19 protein-coding genes are annotated in these 17,772 nt (G+C 39.8%); 8 read left to right on the top strand and 11 right to left on the bottom strand.

Translation table 11 applies throughout. The features are described 5' to 3' along the window. Positions 1-4: 4 nt before the first annotated feature. The 6 genes from BM266_RS09980 to BM266_RS09955 all read left to right on the top strand — a co-directional run bounded on the left by BM266_RS09980 (position 5) and on the right by BM266_RS09955 (position 3,974). Positions 5-628, top strand: coding sequence for a LysE family translocator (locus BM266_RS09980; protein ID WP_093409048.1), 624 nt, complete (start codon positions 5-7; stop codon positions 626-628). Next, positions 625-963, top strand: a complete 339-nt coding sequence (locus tag BM266_RS09975) for an MGMT family protein (protein ID WP_093409045.1) — start codon at positions 625-627, stop codon at positions 961-963. Before BM266_RS09980 ends, BM266_RS09975 begins: the two co-directional genes overlap by 4 nt. Before the next feature lie 201 nt (positions 964-1,164). Continuing rightward, entirely contained in the window at positions 1,165-2,298 is a 1,134-nt protein-coding gene (locus BM266_RS09970; RefSeq protein ID WP_093409130.1) for an Mrp/NBP35 family ATP-binding protein, read from the top strand. Continuing rightward, the gene (locus tag BM266_RS09965) at positions 2,299-2,541 is read left to right on the top strand and encodes a NifU family protein (RefSeq protein WP_093409043.1); all 243 of its coding nucleotides are present in this window, start codon (positions 2,299-2,301) and stop codon (positions 2,539-2,541) included. 32 nt (positions 2,542-2,573) lie between these two features. Continuing rightward, complete coding sequence (locus BM266_RS09960; protein WP_093409040.1) at positions 2,574-3,635, top strand: NAD(P)/FAD-dependent oxidoreductase; 1,062 nt, start codon at positions 2,574-2,576, stop codon at positions 3,633-3,635. Between the two features lie 3 nt (positions 3,636-3,638). Continuing rightward, positions 3,639-3,974, top strand: a complete 336-nt coding sequence (locus tag BM266_RS09955; RefSeq protein WP_093409038.1) for a 2Fe-2S iron-sulfur cluster-binding protein — start codon at positions 3,639-3,641, stop codon at positions 3,972-3,974. A 46-nt stretch (positions 3,975-4,020) separates the two neighbouring features. On the opposite strand, the gene BM266_RS09950 is transcribed toward BM266_RS09955, so the two are convergent. Then, positions 4,021-4,782: a DUF3050 domain-containing protein gene (locus BM266_RS09950; RefSeq protein ID WP_175494788.1), complete on the bottom strand. Its 762-nt coding sequence runs from the start codon at positions 4,780-4,782 to the stop codon at positions 4,021-4,023. A 106-nt stretch (positions 4,783-4,888) separates the two neighbouring features. Here BM266_RS09950 and BM266_RS09945 point away from each other — a divergent pair, with 106 nt between their 5' ends. Then, a complete protein-coding gene (locus BM266_RS09945) occupies positions 4,889-5,089 on the top strand; it encodes a hypothetical protein (protein ID WP_093409033.1) in 201 nt (66 codons plus the stop codon). Here BM266_RS09945 and BM266_RS09940 read toward each other — a convergent pair. From BM266_RS09940 to rplM, 8 genes are all read right to left on the bottom strand, one after another. Beyond that, positions 5,086-6,261, bottom strand: coding sequence for an acyl-CoA dehydrogenase family protein (locus tag BM266_RS09940; protein ID WP_093409031.1), 1,176 nt, complete (start codon positions 6,259-6,261; stop codon positions 5,086-5,088). The two genes, BM266_RS09945 and BM266_RS09940, sit on opposite strands and share 4 nt — an antisense overlap. A gap of 49 nt (positions 6,262-6,310) precedes the next feature. After that, positions 6,311-7,033, bottom strand: coding sequence for a tRNA1(Val) (adenine(37)-N6)-methyltransferase (locus BM266_RS09935; protein WP_093409028.1), 723 nt, complete (start codon positions 7,031-7,033; stop codon positions 6,311-6,313). A 39-nt stretch (positions 7,034-7,072) separates the two neighbouring features. Further along, on the bottom strand, positions 7,073-8,053 hold the full coding sequence (locus BM266_RS09930) for an NAD-dependent epimerase/dehydratase family protein (RefSeq protein ID WP_093409026.1): 981 nt from the start codon (positions 8,051-8,053) through the stop codon (positions 7,073-7,075). Continuing rightward, entirely contained in the window at positions 8,046-8,855 is an 810-nt protein-coding gene (locus BM266_RS09925) for an SDR family NAD(P)-dependent oxidoreductase (RefSeq protein ID WP_093409023.1), read from the bottom strand. The genes BM266_RS09930 and BM266_RS09925 overlap by 8 nt, the downstream gene beginning before the upstream one ends. Positions 8,856-9,064: 209 nt before the next feature. Then, on the bottom strand, positions 9,065-9,892 hold the full coding sequence (gene tsf, locus BM266_RS09920) for a translation elongation factor Ts (RefSeq protein ID WP_093409020.1): 828 nt from the start codon (positions 9,890-9,892) through the stop codon (positions 9,065-9,067). Positions 9,893-9,978: 86 nt separating this feature from the next. Beyond that, the gene (gene rpsB / locus BM266_RS09915; RefSeq protein ID WP_093409018.1) at positions 9,979-10,890 is read right to left on the bottom strand and encodes a 30S ribosomal protein S2; all 912 of its coding nucleotides are present in this window, start codon (positions 10,888-10,890) and stop codon (positions 9,979-9,981) included. Positions 10,891-11,057: 167 nt separating this feature from the next. Beyond that, complete coding sequence (rpsI, locus tag BM266_RS09910) at positions 11,058-11,444, bottom strand: 30S ribosomal protein S9 (RefSeq protein ID WP_093409015.1); 387 nt, start codon at positions 11,442-11,444, stop codon at positions 11,058-11,060. Continuing rightward, the gene (rplM, locus tag BM266_RS09905; RefSeq protein ID WP_093409013.1) at positions 11,444-11,899 is read right to left on the bottom strand and encodes a 50S ribosomal protein L13; all 456 of its coding nucleotides are present in this window, start codon (positions 11,897-11,899) and stop codon (positions 11,444-11,446) included. The genes rpsI and rplM overlap by 1 nt, the downstream gene beginning before the upstream one ends. Before the next feature lie 380 nt (positions 11,900-12,279). On the opposite strand from rplM, the gene BM266_RS09900 reads away from it, so the two are divergent. Further along, the gene (locus tag BM266_RS09900; RefSeq protein WP_093409010.1) at positions 12,280-12,855 is read left to right on the top strand and encodes a DUF5004 domain-containing protein; all 576 of its coding nucleotides are present in this window, start codon (positions 12,280-12,282) and stop codon (positions 12,853-12,855) included. 79 nt (positions 12,856-12,934) lie between these two features. Here the strand turns inward: BM266_RS09900 and BM266_RS09895 are convergent, their stop codons facing one another. Further along, positions 12,935-14,539, bottom strand: coding sequence for a hypothetical protein (locus BM266_RS09895; protein WP_139220620.1), 1,605 nt, complete (start codon positions 14,537-14,539; stop codon positions 12,935-12,937). Positions 14,540-14,820: 281 nt separating this feature from the next. Beyond that, positions 14,821-17,649, bottom strand: coding sequence for a DNA polymerase I (polA, locus tag BM266_RS09890; RefSeq protein ID WP_093409005.1), 2,829 nt, complete (start codon positions 17,647-17,649; stop codon positions 14,821-14,823). Positions 17,650-17,772: the final 123 nt, after the last annotated feature.

The raw sequence follows: 17,772 nt of genomic DNA, 5'->3' as shown, positions 1-17,772 counted from the left end.
TCTATTGGAGGAAACTAAACTCTTTTTAATCACCTACTTTGCCGCCCTTATCGGGGTGATTCCTCCGGGGCTTGTTAATATGACAGTTGCCAAAACCTGTGTTGTACATGGGAAACGCAATGGCCTTTATGTTGCTATTGGAGCCTCCAGCGTGGTGATTTTACAGGCGCTTATCGCAGTTCTTCTTGCAAAATATATTTTTGATAATCTTTTTGTGCAAAGCATTCTTTTACGTGCCGGTCTGGTAATCTTTATGCTGTTGGGAATATATTTCCTGCTTATGGCTAAAAGACGGAGCGGGATAGAACATTCTTCTCATAAAGCCAATGCTAACAGTATTTTTAAGGGAATGCTGATATCTGTTCTTAATTTGTTTCCTATTCCATATTTTGTAGCTATTGCCGGAGCTCTCAATGTGGGAGTGGGGGTGACCTATGACTGGTCTTTGATCATAGCCTTTGTGCTAGCTGCTTCTCTTGGCAGTTTTACCACGCTTTATGTCTACGTGCTGTCATTTATGAAAATTGAAAAGTATGCCGATAGCTTTGCTAGATATTCCAATTATTTTATGGCCACACTCATGCTAATCTTAGTAATTATAACAATTATCAGGATCTATAATTTATGATTTCCGAAGAAAAGAATTTCTTTGATAAAGTTTATGAAACTGTACGGCAGATCCCTGTTGGAAGAGTCACTTCCTATGGAGCGATCGCCAGGGCTATAGGTTCGCCGCAAAGCGCTAGGATGGTTGGCTGGGCAATGAATGCCTCCCATAACCTGGAAGATGTGCCGGCCCATCGGGTGGTAAACCGTAATGGCCTTCTTAGCGGGAAACATCATTTTGGAGACAGCAATGCGATGCGAAATTTATTGGAAGCCGAAGGTGTACCTGTTAGGGAAAATAAGGTGCTGGATTTCGATGAGTATTTCTGGGATCCTTCAGCGCATCTCAATCCCTGATTCCCTATCATAAAACCAGCTTATTACTCCATAAATCAATTATAGATAAATACTTCGTTTTCTTAGCTTTTCCACCTATATTTGCGTTTAGAATCAGTCTACATAAGACTGATTTTTAAAATCTTTATTTACAGGAATCATTGTAAGGACTGGGACTTTTCTGCGGCAAATCACAGGCCTTATGCCCTAAATACAATTAAAATGAAATTAGATAGAAAAGATATCCTTAAAGCCCTTGAAACTATTTCTGTTGCCGGTGAAGGCAAAAATATAGTTGAAAGCGGCGCAGTTCAAAATGTTATGACCTTTGGTGACGAGGTGGTAGTAGACCTTGTTCTTAATACCCCCGCACTTCATATTAAAAAACGTGCCGAGGTAGATGTGCTAAAAGCCATTCATGAACACGTTTACCAAAAAGCCAAAGTAAAAGTTAATATAAAAGTAAATGCCCCCGATAAAAAGCCTGAAATTAAAGGAAAACACATTCCGGGTATCAGTAATATAATCGCTATAGCTTCAGGAAAAGGTGGGGTAGGGAAATCTACAGTTACCGCGAATATGGCGGTTTCCCTCTCCAAAATGGGCTTTAAAGTAGGTCTTTTAGATGCCGATATTTACGGGCCTTCAGCGCCTATAATGTTTGATATAGAGGCCGAAAAACCGCTTTCAGTGAATGTAGACGGGCAATCCAAGATGAAACCTGTAGAAAATTACGGCGTAAAAATTCTTTCTATCGGGTTCTTTACTCAGCCAAATCAGGCTGTGGTATGGCGTGGTCCTATGGCTGCCAAGGCGCTCAACCAAATGATTTTTGATGCTGCCTGGGGGGAACTTGATTTCCTTTTAATCGATCTTCCTCCGGGAACCGGCGATATTCACCTTTCGATAATGCAGTCTTTGCCCATCACAGGAGCAGTAGTGGTGAGTACCCCGCAAAATGTGGCCTTAGCCGATGCTAAAAAAGGAGTGGCGATGTTCCGCCAGGAAAGCATAAATGTTCCCGTTTTAGGAATAGTAGAGAATATGGCTTATTTCACTCCGGAGGAATTGCCTGAAAATAAATATTATATCTTCGGAAAACACGGTGCTAGAAATCTTGCTGAAGATCTTGACACTCCATTTCTCGGGGAGATCCCATTGGTGCAAAGTCTGCGCGAATCTGGAGATATCGGAAGGCCGGCTGCCCTACAAACCGGAACTCCAATAGAAGCCGCGTTTGAAGAGATCACCAGAAATATGGTTCAGCAAACGGTAAACCGTAACCAGAGCCTGCCGCCTACCGAAGCAATTAAGATCACCACTATGGCCGGTTGTAGTGCCGTTAATAAAAAATAGATGACAAGCGAAGAAGTAAAACTAAATGTGGAGAAAGCCCTGGCTGAAATTCGCCCCTTTCTGGAAAGTGATGGGGGCAATATTTCTTTGGTCTCCATCGAAGACGACCGGCTGGTAAAAGTCCAGCTGGAAGGTGCCTGTGTTGGTTGTTCTGTGAACCAGATGACCCTTAAGTCGGGGGTGGAAATGACTATTAAAAAATACGCTCCACAAATCGAGCAGGTTATAAATATTGAAAGGTAACCCGGCGGGTTTACCTAAAATGAAAAAGAAGAATGATTAAAACCGATATACTTATCATTGGTGCCGGGCCAACGGGACTATTTGCGGTATTTGAAGCTGGATTGTTAAAGCTAAAATGCCACCTGATCGATGCCTTAGCTCAACCTGGTGGCCAATGTTCAGAAATTTACCCTAAGAAACCTATTTACGATATTCCCGGTTTCCCTGAGATACTTGCCGGTGATCTTGTAGATAATCTTATGGAACAAATCAAGCCTTTTGAACCCGGTTTCACCTTTGGGGAAAGGGCAGAGACTATAGAAAAGCTGGAGGATGGAAGTTTTATCGTTACCACCAGTAAAGGCACAAAACACCACGCCCCCGTGGTGGTAATCGCGGGTGGACTTGGAAGCTTTGAGCCCAGGAAACCCCCTATTGCCAATATCCAGCAGTATGAAGATAACGGAGTAGCTTATATCATTCGTGATCCTGAGATATACCGGGATAAGAGGGTAGTTATTGCCGGGGGAGGGGATTCTGCCTTAGACTGGTCTATTTATCTGGCTGAAATTGCTTCGGAGGTTTCCCTGGTGCATCGTCGTAAGGATTTCCGAGGTGCCCTGGATTCAGTAGAAAAAGTGGAGAAGCTCTCTAAAGAAGGAAAAGTCAAGCTTATTACAGAATCCGAAGTGACCGACTTAAAAGGAGAAGGAAAACTTGAAAGCGTGGTGATATCTCACCGCGATAAGGCTTCAGAAAAGGAAATAAAAGGCACCGATTATTTTATTCCATTATTCGGACTTTCCCCAAAACTAGGACCCATTGCCGATTGGGGATTGGAAATCGAAAAAAATGCGATTAAGGTTGATAACACTTACGATTATCAAACCAATATCCCGGGAATTTATGCCATTGGCGATGTGAATACTTACCCCGGAAAGTTAAAACTCATTCTTTGTGGTTTCCACGAGGCCGCAATAATGTGCCAGAGTGCATATCAACGCATATTCCCTGACAAGAAGTATGTTATGAAATATACTACTGTTAGTGGGATTAACGGTTTTGACGGAAGTAAGAAAGAAGCGAAAAGAGAGATTGTAAAAAGTATAAATTAGAGGATGTCTGATATTAATATCACCATTATTGACAGAAAAGGTGAAGCTCACCGGGTAGCTGCTCCTACCGATATGAATATGAATCTTATGGAGGTTATTCGTTCCTTCGAGCTGGCTTCGGAAGGTACTATTGGAATTTGTGGCGGAATGGCTATGTGTGCTTCCTGCCAGTGTTATATGCTTAATTATGAGCATCTGCTGCCCGAGAAGAGTTACGAAGAGGAAGATATGCTGGATCAGGCTTTTTTTGTGCAAGACAACAGCCGCTTAAGTTGCCAGATACCTATTAAAGAGGAGTTAGAAGGCCTGGAGGTCAAGATAGCGCCTGTAACTCCCTGATTATACCAAGTGTTTAAAACCGGTGGAGATCACTCTCTTCCGGTTTCTATTCTGAAATGCTTCCCGTGAGTTCGGCTTCAATGCCCTCCATTAAGGTACGCTGATTTCGTAAAATTATTTCAGCAATTATTTCAGTATCTCTCCATTTGTCCATATCCTCTCCACAGAGCATTTCCAGAATTTTGAAGGATGGGTCAGAATCCTTTTCCGCTTGTAACCTCAGATAGTACTTAAATAATTTCAGATCTGCTTTTTCTACTTCCTCAATTTTTGAGATCGTTTTTATTAAAATAGGATCCCCCATTCCTTCCTTGCTATAAACAAATGCCGCAGCTATTTTATGAGGTTTATCTTCAGAAATAATATCAAAGACCGTCTTGATAAACTGTTTGATGCAAAGCGGCAGTTTGGAAGCGGCGATGATGAGAAAAATATCAGTACCATGACTCACATGTCTAAGGAAATTAGTAATGTTTTCAGTATTGGCCCCAGTGGCTGCCATCGCATCAAGATATATTTCAAATTCGCTTTGATGAGCACCGAAATAATTCTTTGCGGTTTCTTCCTGAAGAATTGTTTTGTTAATAAGAAATCTTAGTTCAGGATCCCCAATTGGCAACCACGGATTGGTTGTTTTGGTGAACTCCTCTTTTAAATAATTGAGCAAAGACATATTTGCCCATACCGCAAATACCTGATGCTCCAAATACCTCTGTAATTGCCGTTTAGTATTAATATGGTGATGAATGGGATGATTGCTGAAATGTTTTAGCTCTGACTTAAAATTTTGGTTTATTTCTTGTATCATTTTGTCTTTCTTCATATTGCTTCAAATGTAAATGCTATAGCGTGGAAATGAAAATCTTAAGGACATAATCTCTTTAATAACCAACAATTTAGGATATATTCAAATCATGAAAACTCAGGTAAAGTATTCATATAATATCCTGGTATTTTATTCCAACAAATCAAAGGATTATCTGCAGCTGGAGGAGGTGGTGGCAAAAAAGCCGAAAACTCTCAAAACCGAGTGCTGTGAAAAATACAAAAAGGGCAAACGTTGTAAGCGTTGCCCTTGTTTTGATCTTCTGGGAGATTCTGAAATATCTAATTAGAATGCAGGCATTCCTGTAATATCCATCCCGGTAATTAATAGATGAATATCGTGCGTTCCTTCGTAAGTGATCACGCTTTCAAGGTTCATCATATGGCGCATGATACTATATTCACCCGTAATGCCCATTCCGCCTAAAATTTGTCTTGCTTCCCGGGCAATATTTATAGCCATTTCCACATTATTCCTTTTTGCCATTGAAATTTGAGCAGAAGTAGCTTTGCCTTCATTTCGTAAAACTCCAAGTCTCCAGGCCATTAATTGAGCTTTGGTGATCTCTGTGATCATTTCTGCCAGTTTTTTCTGCTGAAGTTGTTTTCCGCCAATTGGTTTATCAAACTGTACCCTTTCTTTTGAATATCTTAGAGCGGTGTCATAACAGTCCATTGCAGCACCAATAGCTCCCCAGGCAATACCAAAACGTGCAGAGTCCAGGCAGCCAAGTGGGGCGCCAAGGCCGCTTTTATTTGGCATTAAATTCTCTTTTGGAACTTTTACGTTATCAAAAATAAGTTCTCCCGTAGCACTGGCACGTAGCGACCATTTGTTGTGTGTTTCAGGAGTGGAAAAACCTTCCATTCCGCGCTCTACGATGAGTCCGTGGATACGGCCCTCTTCGTTCTTGGCCCATACAATGGCAATATCGGCGAAGGGTGCATTGGAGATCCACATTTTAGCGCCATTCAGTAAATAATGATCGCCTTTATCTTTAAAATTCGTAACCATCCCTGCGGGATTCGAGCCGTAATCGGGTTCGGTAAGACCGAAGCAACCCATCATTTCGCCGCTGGCGAGTTTGGGTAGGTATTTTTTCTTTTGTTCCTCGGTTCCGTATTTAAAAATGGGATACATCACCAGGGAAGATTGCACTGAAGCCGTAGAGCGCACTCCACTGTCGCCACGCTCTATTTCCTGCATGATGAGTCCGTAGGAGATCTGGTCGAGTCCGGCTCCACCATATTCTTCCGGAATATAAGGGCCAAAAGCACCTATTTCTGCTAAACCTCCTATGATTGATTTAGGGAATTCGGCTTTTTGAGCTGCCTCTTCAATTATTGGGGAAACTTCGCGTTTCACCCATTCCCGGGCGGCATCGCGTACCATTTTATGTTCATCGGTTAAAAGCTCATCAAGATTGAAATAATCGGGAGCTTGAAATAGATCTGGTTTCATGTTGTGTAGTGTTTTACACAAATGTAGCCAAGCTTTTTATAGCAAACAATTATAATTTAAGGTAGAATGGGGAAGCCAATTGTTTGTATTCTTCTGTATAATTATGTCTGGAAATTTCTAAAATTAGTTCATCGTAAAAAGCTTCCTCTTTGCTGAAGCCTAAGTTTAAAAGGCTGCGTTTGATCCCGGAATTTTTGGTTCCTTTTACCCTGGTTATTTTCTGCGGAAATAAACCTGATCTTTCTGCTAACTCCAAAAAGTTTTCTTCCTCCCTGTAAGGAATAATACAACTGAAGATACCTTCTTCTGAAAGCAATTTAGATGCTCCTGCCAGCAATTCTGAAAAAGGCAAAGCTTCGGCAAACCTTGCTTGATTTCTCTGGGTATTTTCCGAAGTAAAATCTTCAGAATAGAAAGGGGGATTGGAAATTATAAGATCATATTTTTCTTCATCCTGCATTTCTTCAACAAACTCATCAAAAGCAGCGTGATAGCAGAAAAGCCTGTCACTCCAATCGCTATTCTCAAAATTCTCTACGGCCTGTTCGTAGGCGTCTTCATCTATTTCCAGGGCGTCTATAAGCAGGGCAGGGGAGCGTTGTGCAAGCATTAAAGCGATGAGGCCGGTTCCTGTGCCAATATCGAGGATGCTGTCTGGATGATGCTCAAGTGGAACCCAGGCACCAAGTAGGACTCCGTCTGTTCCTATCTTCATCGCGCATCGATCCTGCTCTATTTTAAATTCTTTAAACTGAAATGCTTTTTGTGACATTGCAAAAATTAATGGATTTTGTAAACGTTGCAGGATAGATTAAATGTACCTGTTTTCCTGGAACCAGTTGATGCTTTCCTTAATAGAGGAATCAATATGCGTTTCCGGCATATTTAATTCTCTTTTAGCCTTGATGTTGCTGAAATAATTTTCTAAAAACAACATACGAATATTGGTTTTGAGTAGTAAGAATTTTTTAGTCGGAAAAATTGGATAAAGACCTTCAATTGGTTTGAGTAAACTTTTCGGGATTGGAATTAAGAAGCGTGTTTCTTTTGAAATCTCAGCTATTTTTTCAAAATATTCTTTATAGGTGAGATTAACCCCGGAGAGCAAATAGCTTTCTCCGATTTTGCCCATTTTCAGGGCATTTATACAAGCCGTTGCAGCCGATGAAACTGCTACATAGCTTTTACCGCCTTTTGGATAGAAAACCAGTTTGTTTTTTAATAAATAGAGCATTAACCTGCCGCTGGAAGGTTTTATGTCGTATGGTCCAACCATAAAAGTAGGTGCTACTACAATAGCGGGGAAGTTATTTTCTTTAACTTCTTCTAAAATTAATTGTTGGGCTTTGTATTTACTATGTGCATAACCAGAATTCTTTAAAAAAGGCATAAAACCTGAATTTTCTGTGCCGGGATTTTCTTTGCTTCCCATAGTAAAAGCATTGGCGCTACTTACAAATACAAACCTTTTTATGTTTTGTTTTTTTGAAGCTTCTATCAGCAATTTTGTACTGGTGATATTTGATTCTCTGTAATCTTCAGAATCGGGAGAATCCTGAGTTGTTTTCGCAGCTGCGTGAATTACAAATTCACAATCCTGAATGGCTACTTCAATATTTTTAGCGTTACTTAAATCTCCTCTTATGATTTTGCAATTAAGGTTTTTGAGTAAACTAGTGTCGCTGCTTTTCCTTAGCAAGGCAACTACCTGATAGTTCGCCTGTATAAGCTGTTGGGTAATATGAAAGCCCAAAAATCCGCTTGCTCCTGTCACCAATACTTTTTTAGTCATTGGTGTGAATTATTGTAGCTTCAGGTTTCAGTTTACCATTGAGGATTTTAAGTTGCAGGGTAACGGGTACAAATCGCAATAAAAGAGAATTGAACCAATTAAATTTTCCGGGAATAATTACTGTTTTTTTCTGCAGTAATTTTTCCAAACATATTTCAGCTGTCTCTTCAGGTGTTAAAACCGAATATTTTACCATTCCGGTTAAAGCTTTTACTCTTCTGGCAACATTTTCATTGGTAGGCATAGGGCCGGGATGGGCTACTGCTACGTGAATATTGCTATTTTCTAATTCAGATGTAAGACCTCTGGAAAAAGAATAAACAAAAGCCTTACTTGCAGGATAAACCGTTTTAAAGGGCATAGGAGCAAATGCCGCGAGGCTGGAAATATTAAGGATATAAGCTTCTTCCTGTTGTTTTAAAATAGGTAGTAATTGGTGGGTTAAGGTTACCAGCGATATAATATTTAAGAGTACAATATCATTTAAATAATTCAGGCTAACATCTTCAAATCTATTCGCCCCGCCAATTCCCGCATTGTTGATTAGCATATTTATCCTATAGTTTTTTACAAAATCAACAACCTTAGATAAATCTTCTTTGGTAGTAAGATCTACTTCATATTGTATGGCTTCTATCCCATATTTCTCTTCTAATTCTTTAGCTAATTTCCCGTTGTTTTCATTAGGAAGAGAAATAAGGATTAGATTTTGACTTCTTCTAGCGCAAATTTCAGCAAAGGCTTTCCCCAGTCCCTGACTGGAACCGGTGATTAAAGTGTATGTTTGGTTGGTTTTTTTCATATTACGGATTAAAGAATATTTCAGAAATAAGCAAAAAGGCTTCTGAAATATTTTGCCTTTACAAGATACTGCAGGTAAATTTTTAGCGCAAATTTTTTAGATGCTCCGGAAATTTTTTCAACAAAAAAACCGCTTCGTTTAAAAGAAGCGGTTTCTGGATTTATGAAAGATTCCCGTTCGCGATAGCTATCGGGATGTGGGAATGATTATTATTCACCTAAAGCAACTCTTTTAAAACCTACAACTTCAAGGCCGGAATCTACAGATTTTACGTAATCTGAAACGCTTTGCTTGCTGTCTTTGATGTATGCCTGGTTAACAAGAGTGTTGTCTTTAAAGAATCTCTTGATCTTACCTTTTGCGATATTGTCAAGCATTTCTTCAGGTTTACCTTCCTGACGAAGTTGGTCTTTTGCGATTTCAATTTCTTTCTCGATGGTACTTTGGTCAACCCCATCTTCATTAAGAGCAACAGGATTCATTGCAGCAGCTTGCATAGAAACATTTTTAGCAGCCTCTTCAGCTCCTTCAACGTTTTTAGAAAGTGCAGTGATAACAGCGATCTTGTTACCGGCGTGAATATAAGAGCCTACGAAAGGAGCTTCAAGAGTTTTGAAGGCGCCAATCTCAATCTTTTCACCAATAACTCCGGTTTGCTCGGTTAGTTTGTCTTCAACGTTCATTCCTTTGTAATCTGCCTTAAGGAATTCTTCTTTTGAATTGTAATTAAGAGCAATATCTGCGAAGTCGTTAGCCAGTTTTACGAAATCATCGTTCTTGGCAACAAAATCGGTCTCACAGTTAAGAGAGATGATTACTCCTTTAGTGTTTTCGGTATTGGTTTTAGCGATTGCAGCACCTTCAGCAGAGTCACGATCGGCTCTTTTGGCGGCAACCTTCTGACCTTTTTTACGAAGCACTTCAATAGCTTTGTCGAAATCACCATCTGTTTCTACCAATGCTTTCTTGCAGTCCATCATTCCGGCGCCAGTAGCTTTTCTTAATTTATTTACTTCTGCAGCAGTTATCTTAGCCATAGTATTGTATTTTATTAAAAAGTCGTTTAGAATCTAACTCAGAAAGAAAGGACTAAACGACTTTTGGATTTTATAAAAATATTGGTTTATTCTTCTTCGTTAGATGATTTGGCCTTGTCAAGAGTTTCCTGCTTGTTTTCAAGCTTTACTTCTTCCTGGGCTTCTTTCATTGCTTTTTTGTCTTCAGCATCTTTAGAAGGAACTTCTACATCTTCAGTTTTGGCTACTTTGGCTTTTGGCTCTTTAGCAGCTTTTTCTTCTTTCACTTCTTTCTCTTCTTTTTCAGCTTTCTTAGTGTCTTTGCTGGCTTTTCTTTCAGAAAGGCCTTCTACTATAGCATCAGCTGCATAAGAAACTACCTTATTAATAGATTTTGAAGCATCATCGTTGGATGGAATAACATATTCTACCTCACGAGGATCTGAGTTGGTATCTACCATTGCAAAGATTGGAATGTTTAATTTCTGAGCTTCTTTAATGGCGATGTGTTCACGGGTGATATCAACTACAAACAGTGCTCCTGGAAGTCTGCTCATTTCAGAGATAGAACCAAGGTTTTTCTCTAATTTCGCTCTAAGACGATCTACCTGAAGGCGTTCTTTTTTAGAAAGTGTGTTGAAAGTACCATCTTTTTTCATTCGGTCTATAGAAGCCATTTTCTTAACAGCTTTACGAATGGTTACGAAGTTGGTAAGCATACCACCGGGCCAGCGCTCGGTGATGTAAGGCATATTTGCTTTTTCAGCTTGCTCGGCTACGATTTCCTTAGCCTGCTTTTTGGTTGCTACAAAAAGTATTTTTCTGCCGCTGGCTGCTATTTTTGCTAGGGCCTCACCGGCTTCCTGCATCTTTGCAGCACTTTTGTAAAGGTTGATGATATGAATCCCGTTGCGCTCCATATAGATATATGGGGCCATATTTGGGTTCCATCTTCTTGTAAGGTGGCCAAAATGTACACCTGCATCAAGTAATTCTTTTACTTCTACTTTGTTTGCCATTTTTGTAATAGTTTACGTTCTGTTGAGATAGCAACAAGTAAGTGGCTATTTTAAGTTAAATACGGCCTTACCTGTTTAGATGCTAAACTAACTTCCGCGGCAAGCGGAATAACAACAAAATTCTTTTTAATATTAAATGAACTTTCGGGAAATATTCCCAATAATAATTAACGTTTAGAGAACTGGAATTTCTTACGGGCTTTCTTCTGTCCGAATTTCTTACGTTCTACCATTCTTGGGTCTCTGGTCATTAAACCTTCTGGCTTTAACACCGCTCTGTTCTCTGCATCCAGTTCTACCATTACTCTTGCCAGGGCAAGACGAATAGCTTCAGCCTGACCGGTGATTCCACCTCCGTAAACATTGGCTTTAATGTCGAAGTTACCGTCGTTTCCGGTAAGATTCAACGCCTGGTTTACTTTGTACTGAAGTGTACCTGTAGTAAAGTAATCCTTAAGATCTTTTTTGTTAATGGTAAATTTTCCGCTTCCTTCTGAAACATATACCCTTGCAACCGCTGTTTTTCTACGGCCAATTTTGTGAATAACCTCCATTACTTAAATTCGTTTAAGTTAATAGTTTTAGGTTTTTGTGCGTTGTGATCGTGCTCTGATCCAACATAAACCTTTAAATTTCTGAATAGGTCGGCACCAAGTTTGTTCTTTGGTAACATCCCTTTTACTGCTTTTTCAACAAGACGCTCTGGAGCTTTGTCGAATAATTCGGCTGCTGTTAAACTTCTTTGTCCCCCTGGGTAACCGGTGTGGCGAATATATTCTTTCGCATCCCATTTCTTTCCGGTTAAGTTGATCTTTTCAGCATTGATAACAATTACGTTATCTCCGCAATCAACGTGTGGGGTAAAATCAGGCTTGTGCTTACCTCTTAGTAGCTTGGCTACTTTAGAAGATAGGCGGCCTAAAGTCTGTCCTTCAGCATCTACAAGAACCCATTCTTTTGAAACGGTAGCCTTGTTTGCCGATACTGTTTTGTAGCTTAATGTGTCCACACTAATTAAATTTACTTATTATTAAACATTCCATTCCCGTTCCCTACATGAATCATGGCGGGAAAACGGGGTGCAAATGTACAATTATAAATTCATATAGCAAATATGTGACTTATTAATTTATTCCATTGGAAATCCCTGTGACTCAAGTCATTTTAATTGCCTTTGTCTTTTAAAAGAGGCCTGTAAAATTTTATGCAAACCTGAGACGATCTTTCCCGGCAATAATTATAATCTCCAAGCTTCCGAAATCCCAGGGAAATACGACAAAATGCTTGTTAATAACGATTAACGGTATTTTTAATGTTAAAAAAGTCATAAATTCACTTAAATGTTTTATAACTTTGTCCCTGAAAAGAATTAAAATCCCCTGAATTGCTATGAATAATTTGATGAAGTACAGGAACTTAGTTTTATCTATACTGTTTGTGGTACTTTTTACCGCCTGTGAGGCTGATAGTGTAGAGGCTAATTCCGAAAATCTGCAAGTGACAAACCTTACTATTACTAAAAGTGAACTGGAAGGAGAATGGGAATTAAGCGGTATGATAGCCGAAGAGCCCGTAGACCTGAATAATGATGGAGTAGCCAGTAGAAACTTACTGGATGAAGCCTCCTGTTTTGACCGAATGAATGCTGTGTTTAATGCTGATGGTAGTTTTTCTTCCATCAATGGCCGACTTGATTTTAATTCAGGAGAAAATGGAGATAGTTTTACCTGTGGAATTGACCGTCAGGATTTTGGTGCCTGGGACCTGAAGGATGATAATATTCTAATGCTCACAATGACAATTAATGGGCAGGATTATCTCCATGAAAAAGATCTGGAGGTAGATGGTAATACCTTTTCCTTTAAAATCACCAAATTTGAGTCAGACGAATATGTAAATGATCCGGGAGATAGCCAGGCTTCACATGTAAGCATTCTTTCCCTGGAATACGCCAGAGTGAATTAGTTTTAGAAATTTTAAAATTAAAAATAGGCTGTCACTTTAAGACAGCCTATTTTTTTTGTCTGAATTAAGAATGGTTAGTCTATAATTGGTACCCTAAATCCTCCAATGCCTGTACTATTAAATCTGCATAATAAGTAGGAGTAGCTCCAGGTGTTACTCCATAGTTATACCCGAATTCAATACGGTCAGATAAGCCATAGTTGCCCGCGTAATTTCCTGTGCCATTTTCAATGTACTCTATTAGGGATTTAAAGTTTGCAAAAGGTCCCCAGGTGTCTGTCTCTACCTGGAAGATCACGCCTCTGTAATAACCTGAAGGGAAAGAATTTAATCTGGTTCTAAGAGCATCAACGTCAAGCTCATAGGTTCCTGTCCTGGTTGTGTTTTCGTCCCAGGCCCCGCCTGAATGGTAAATATATTCAGCCTCATCCTGGAAAACCAGGGATATCACATTTCCGGCTGGAGTCTCTCCCTGGAAATTCAACATATTTAAAGTTCTTTCTGAACCATCAGAAATAACTCTTACCTTATCATTGTATGCATCTTCATCGTTATCATATAACCCAATAAGAGCATCTTTTAATAAGGTGTTTCTCATAGTCTGTAAAGGTGAAAGAGTCGAGTTCATTGAACCTGAAGAGTCAAAATAGATGTAAATATTAGTATCTACATCAATTACGGGAGGGGTTCCATTATCTGTGAAGGTAGGAGAGTCTGTGGCGCAGCCAACTCCTTCTCTAAAGTGCCAGTAATCTATAGCATCTTCCCCGTCAAACAAGGTTCTTACCTGGGCATCGGTTAAGGTAAAACTGCGAATCACCTCTTCAGTAACATCTCCATAAGCATCAGAATTAAGTAAGGTGATTTCTACATAGTAATGATCTACCGTGTCCTCTCCACCTATATCTGGTAATGCTACACAAACAGTACTGCCTGAATAATCACCGTTATTATCCATTTCAACGGTATTTTGAAGATCGGAATATAATACCTCGCCGGTATCATCATTTCCACTCCAGATATTAACAGAGTACTCTGCAGGATAATGTCTTCCGTCATCATCGCAGTAATTTCCAAAAATACAGAACTCTATGGCTTGAGTTGGGTGAAGATCAAAGAATAAGTAGCCAAATTCATTAACAGTACGATCGTCAAAACAGAGTACTTCTACATCCAGGTATTTTTTGGTTCCTGCCCCCAGGTCAAACTCCATAGGAAGTGGGGTGCTTACCCAATCAATATAGTCGCTTTCTCCGTAAGGAGCAAGCCAGATAAGATTGTCATCTTCATCATACACCGCGAAGAAATCGAGGCTGTATGGTCCTGCTTCTAATTCCAGATCTGAAGACTCAAGGGTGAAATATTCTTCAGTGCCATCGTCATCAAAGTCACCGGGATTGGGATTAACCCCTACTTCTATAGGATCTTCGTAACTACCAACAGCAGTGGTGCCACTTAACACCACCTGAACATAAGATGGGACTTGATCGGAACAGTCAGGAAAAGTCATTGCTTGTTTTGTGAGCGACTGTTGATCCATCAGATCATTTAAAACGACTCCAAAACTTAAAGTGGCCATTTCAGGCTCATCTGTTGGGATGGAGTCAATTTCATCTTTACTACAGGAAATCATTAACATAGCCAGAACAGCCACATACATCAGGTAATTTTTAAATCTTTTCATAATTAAAAGTTTTTGGTTAAATATTGAATGATTAATAAAATCCAATGTTAGTTAACCATAAGAGGTAGGTATCCAAATGGACATAATTGATCTGGGAGGGACGGTGCTAAAAAAATGTAGGGGATAAAGGGGGACTCGGTTTACAAAAAAATCCAGCTTATTGATTCCTTTCAAATATAGGATTACTATTTGCCTGAAGACAATGGGGGAATGCCTGTATTATTCGGTGAAGAATACGGGAAGTTCCTTTAAAGACCGGTATTTACAGTTAGTTGGGAATATTAATGTGCTTCGAGCCAGTTTTGACCGGTACCAATTTCTACGTCAAGAGGGACTTCAAGTTGGTAGGCATTTTCCATTTCCGTTTTGATCAGTTTCCCTATTACATCAAGTTCATCCTTATGAGCGTCAAATACCAGTTCATCGTGAACCTGAAGGAGCATTCTGGTCTTGTAATTGCCTTCACTAAGTTTCCTGTGGATATTGATCATCGCAAGTTTAATGATATCGGCAGCACTTCCCTGAATAGGAGCGTTAACCGCATTTCTTTCTGCAGCACCTCTAATTACGGCATTCTGAGAGTTAATATCCTTTAAATATCGTCGCCGGCCTAAAATAGTTTGTACATACCCGTGCTCGCGGGCAAAAGCAATCTGGTCTCCAATGTAATTGGTGAGTTTTGGATAGGTTTTATAATAGGTGTCGATAAGTTCCTTGGCCTCGCTTCTGGATAAATTAGTCTGATTGCTTAAGCCGAAAGCAGAAACCCCGTAAACAATACCAAAGTTCACTGTTTTTGCATTGCTGCGTTGCTTTCTGGTCACTTCTTCAAGAGGTATATTAAAAACCTTTGCAGCCGTAGAGGCGTGAATATCTTCCCCGTTTTTAAAGGCTTTTATCATATTGTCTTCTTCACTAAGCGCAGCGATTATCCTTAATTCTATCTGAGAATAATCGGCAGCGAGCAGGATGTAATTTTCATCTCTGGGGATAAAGGCTTTTCTTACCTCGCGACCTCTTTCGGTCCTTATCGGGATATTCTGTAGGTTGGGATTATTGGAACTCAACCTCCCAGTTGCGGCTATGGTTTGCACATAATCTGTATGTACCCTTCCGGTTGACTTTTCGATCTGGTTAGGAAGGGCTGTAACATAAGTGTTTAGTAATTTCACCAATGCCCGGTAATCAAGAACATACTGGATGATTTTGTTGTCTTTTGCCAGGGTCGATAATACATCCTCACTGGTAGAATATTGACCTGTTTTAGTCTTTTTGGGCTTTTTTACCAGCTCCATTTTTTCAAAAAGAATCACGCCCAGTTGCTTTGGGGAACTTATCTTAAATTCCTCTCCTGCTTCTGTGAAGATCTTCGCTTCTAATTCGGCGATATCGTTGTGCAGGGCTTCGGTAAGGGAATTAAGGAATTTTTCGTCCAGGTTTATTCCTTCCAGTTCCATATCGGCGAGTACTCTCACCAGCGGAATTTCAATCTCATCAAAAAGTTTTCGAATATTGGCATCTTTTAATTCCTCCTCAAAGTATTTTTTAAGCTGAAGGGTGATATCGGCATCTTCAACTCCATACTCGGTTTGCTGTTCCAGCGGCACTTCCCGCATAGATTTTTGATTCTTACCTTTTTTACCAATCAATTCTGAAATGGCTTGCGGACTGTAATTCAAATATGTTTCTGCAAGAATATCCATATTGTGGCGCATATCGGGATTGATGAGGTAATGTGCGATCATGGTGTCAAAGAGTTTACCTTTGATCTTGATCCCATATTTTGCCAGTACTTTAATGTCGTATTTTAAATTCTGTCCGGTCTTTTCAATGTTTTCATCTTCAAAAAACGGTCTTAATTCTTCAATAAGCGCTTGTGCCTCTTCTCTTTTTTCAGGAAATGGCAAATAGAAACCTTTTCCTGGTTCCCATGAAAAACCTATCCCAACCAGTTCGGCCTCAAGAGCGTTTAAACTGGTAGTTTCAGTATCGAAACACACATTTTTCTGCTTCATTAGGTTTTTCAGAAACAGGCCTCTCGCCATTTCTGTAGTAAGACTTTGGTAAACGTGTGGAGTGTCTTTTAATGTTTTTCTTCCTGAAGTTGACTCTATTTTTTCAGCAGGATCAGATCCGAAAAGTGAAAACTGGCCCTCACCTGCGGTTTGCGCGTTCTTTCTTGCTGATGGAGAATTGGTGACCTGGGTTTGAGTATGTTGCTCCTCACCGCTGAAAAGTTTTATAAACTGATCTTTAAGTCTTCTAAATTCCAACTCATCAAATATTTTCTGAACTTTTTCGGCATCAGGCATAGAAAGTTCATAATCCTCGGCATGAAATTTTACATCGCAATCGGTTAAAATGGCTGCAAGTTGTTTAGACATCAGGCCTTGCTCTTTATGAGCTTCCACTTTTTCCCGCATTTTACCTTTTAGCTTATCGGTATTGGCCAGGAGATTTTCCATACTCCCAAATTCTTTGATAAACTTTTTGGCGGTTTTCTCTCCCACCCCCGGAAGTCCGGGAATATTGTCCACGGCGTCGCCCATCATCCCAAGAAAATCTATAACCTGATCTGGGGTCTCCACCTCAAATTTCTTCTGTACCTCCGGAATCCCCCAAATTTCAATGCCATTCCCCATTCTGGCAGGACGGTACATAAAGATGTTTTCGGTTACTAACTGGGCAAAATCCTTATCGGGGGTTACCATATAAACACGATAATTTTCTTTTTCGGCCTGCTGGGCTAAAGTCCCAATAATATCATCGGCCTCGCATCCCGGAAGTACAATCACCGGAATATGCATAGCATTAAGAATATCCTGGATTATCGGAATAGCCTCTTTTATGGGTTCGGGGGTGGCATCACGATTTGCTTTGTATTCAGCAAACATTTCAGTGCGCACTTCACTGCCTTCCTTGTCAAAACAAACTGCCAAATGATCTGGTTTTTCACGTCTTATTACATCAAAAAGGGAATTCATAAACCCCATGATAGCCGAGGTGTCAAAGCCTTTGGAATTTATTCTCGGGTTTTTAATAAAGGCATAATAACCGCGAAAAATCAAGGCATAAGCATCAACGAGAAAAAGACGTTTTTGGTCAGACATATAAATGGTAGTTTATTTTTTTAGAATATTTCAAAACTACAAAGATAAAATCATACCTCATCTGGGCCGGGTGTAAAAAATGAAAACAAAGGCAGGCTTTTTGTAAAGGGAACTAACAAGTAA

Source organism: Salegentibacter flavus, from assembly GCF_900115145.1.
GTDB classification, from domain to species: Bacteria; Bacteroidota; Bacteroidia; order Flavobacteriales; family Flavobacteriaceae; genus Salegentibacter; species Salegentibacter flavus.
The sequence above is the reverse complement of the archived record's forward strand: the minus strand, read 5'-3'. Positions and strand labels throughout refer to the sequence as shown.

Coding starts and splice junctions, on each gene's coding strand:
- BM266_RS09975 (WP_093409045.1), top strand. CDS start 625: ATGATTTCCGAAGAAAAGAATTTCTTTGATAAAGTTTATGAAACTGTA.
- BM266_RS09970 (WP_093409130.1), top strand. CDS start 1,165: ATGAAATTAGATAGAAAAGATATCCTTAAAGCCCTTGAAACTATTTCT.
- BM266_RS09965 (WP_093409043.1), top strand. CDS start 2,299: ATGACAAGCGAAGAAGTAAAACTAAATGTGGAGAAAGCCCTGGCTGAA.
- BM266_RS09960 (WP_093409040.1), top strand. CDS start 2,574: ATGATTAAAACCGATATACTTATCATTGGTGCCGGGCCAACGGGACTA.
- BM266_RS09955 (WP_093409038.1), top strand. CDS start 3,639: ATGTCTGATATTAATATCACCATTATTGACAGAAAAGGTGAAGCTCAC.
- BM266_RS09950 (WP_175494788.1), bottom strand. CDS start 4,782: ATGATACAAGAAATAAACCAAAATTTTAAGTCAGAGCTAAAACATTTC.
- BM266_RS09945 (WP_093409033.1), top strand. CDS start 4,889: ATGAAAACTCAGGTAAAGTATTCATATAATATCCTGGTATTTTATTCC.
- BM266_RS09940 (WP_093409031.1), bottom strand. CDS start 6,261: ATGAAACCAGATCTATTTCAAGCTCCCGATTATTTCAATCTTGATGAG.
- BM266_RS09935 (WP_093409028.1), bottom strand. CDS start 7,033: ATGTCACAAAAAGCATTTCAGTTTAAAGAATTTAAAATAGAGCAGGAT.
- BM266_RS09930 (WP_093409026.1), bottom strand. CDS start 8,053: ATGACTAAAAAAGTATTGGTGACAGGAGCAAGCGGATTTTTGGGCTTT.
- BM266_RS09925 (WP_093409023.1), bottom strand. CDS start 8,855: ATGAAAAAAACCAACCAAACATACACTTTAATCACCGGTTCCAGTCAG.
- tsf (WP_093409020.1), bottom strand. CDS start 9,892: ATGGCTAAGATAACTGCTGCAGAAGTAAATAAATTAAGAAAAGCTACT.
- rpsB (WP_093409018.1), bottom strand. CDS start 10,890: ATGGCAAACAAAGTAGAAGTAAAAGAATTACTTGATGCAGGTGTACAT.
- rpsI (WP_093409015.1), bottom strand. CDS start 11,444: ATGGAGGTTATTCACAAAATTGGCCGTAGAAAAACAGCGGTTGCAAGG.
- BM266_RS09900 (WP_093409010.1), top strand. CDS start 12,280: ATGAATAATTTGATGAAGTACAGGAACTTAGTTTTATCTATACTGTTT.
- BM266_RS09895 (WP_139220620.1), bottom strand. CDS start 14,539: ATGAAAAGATTTAAAAATTACCTGATGTATGTGGCTGTTCTGGCTATG.
- polA (WP_093409005.1), bottom strand. CDS start 17,649: ATGTCTGACCAAAAACGTCTTTTTCTCGTTGATGCTTATGCCTTGATT.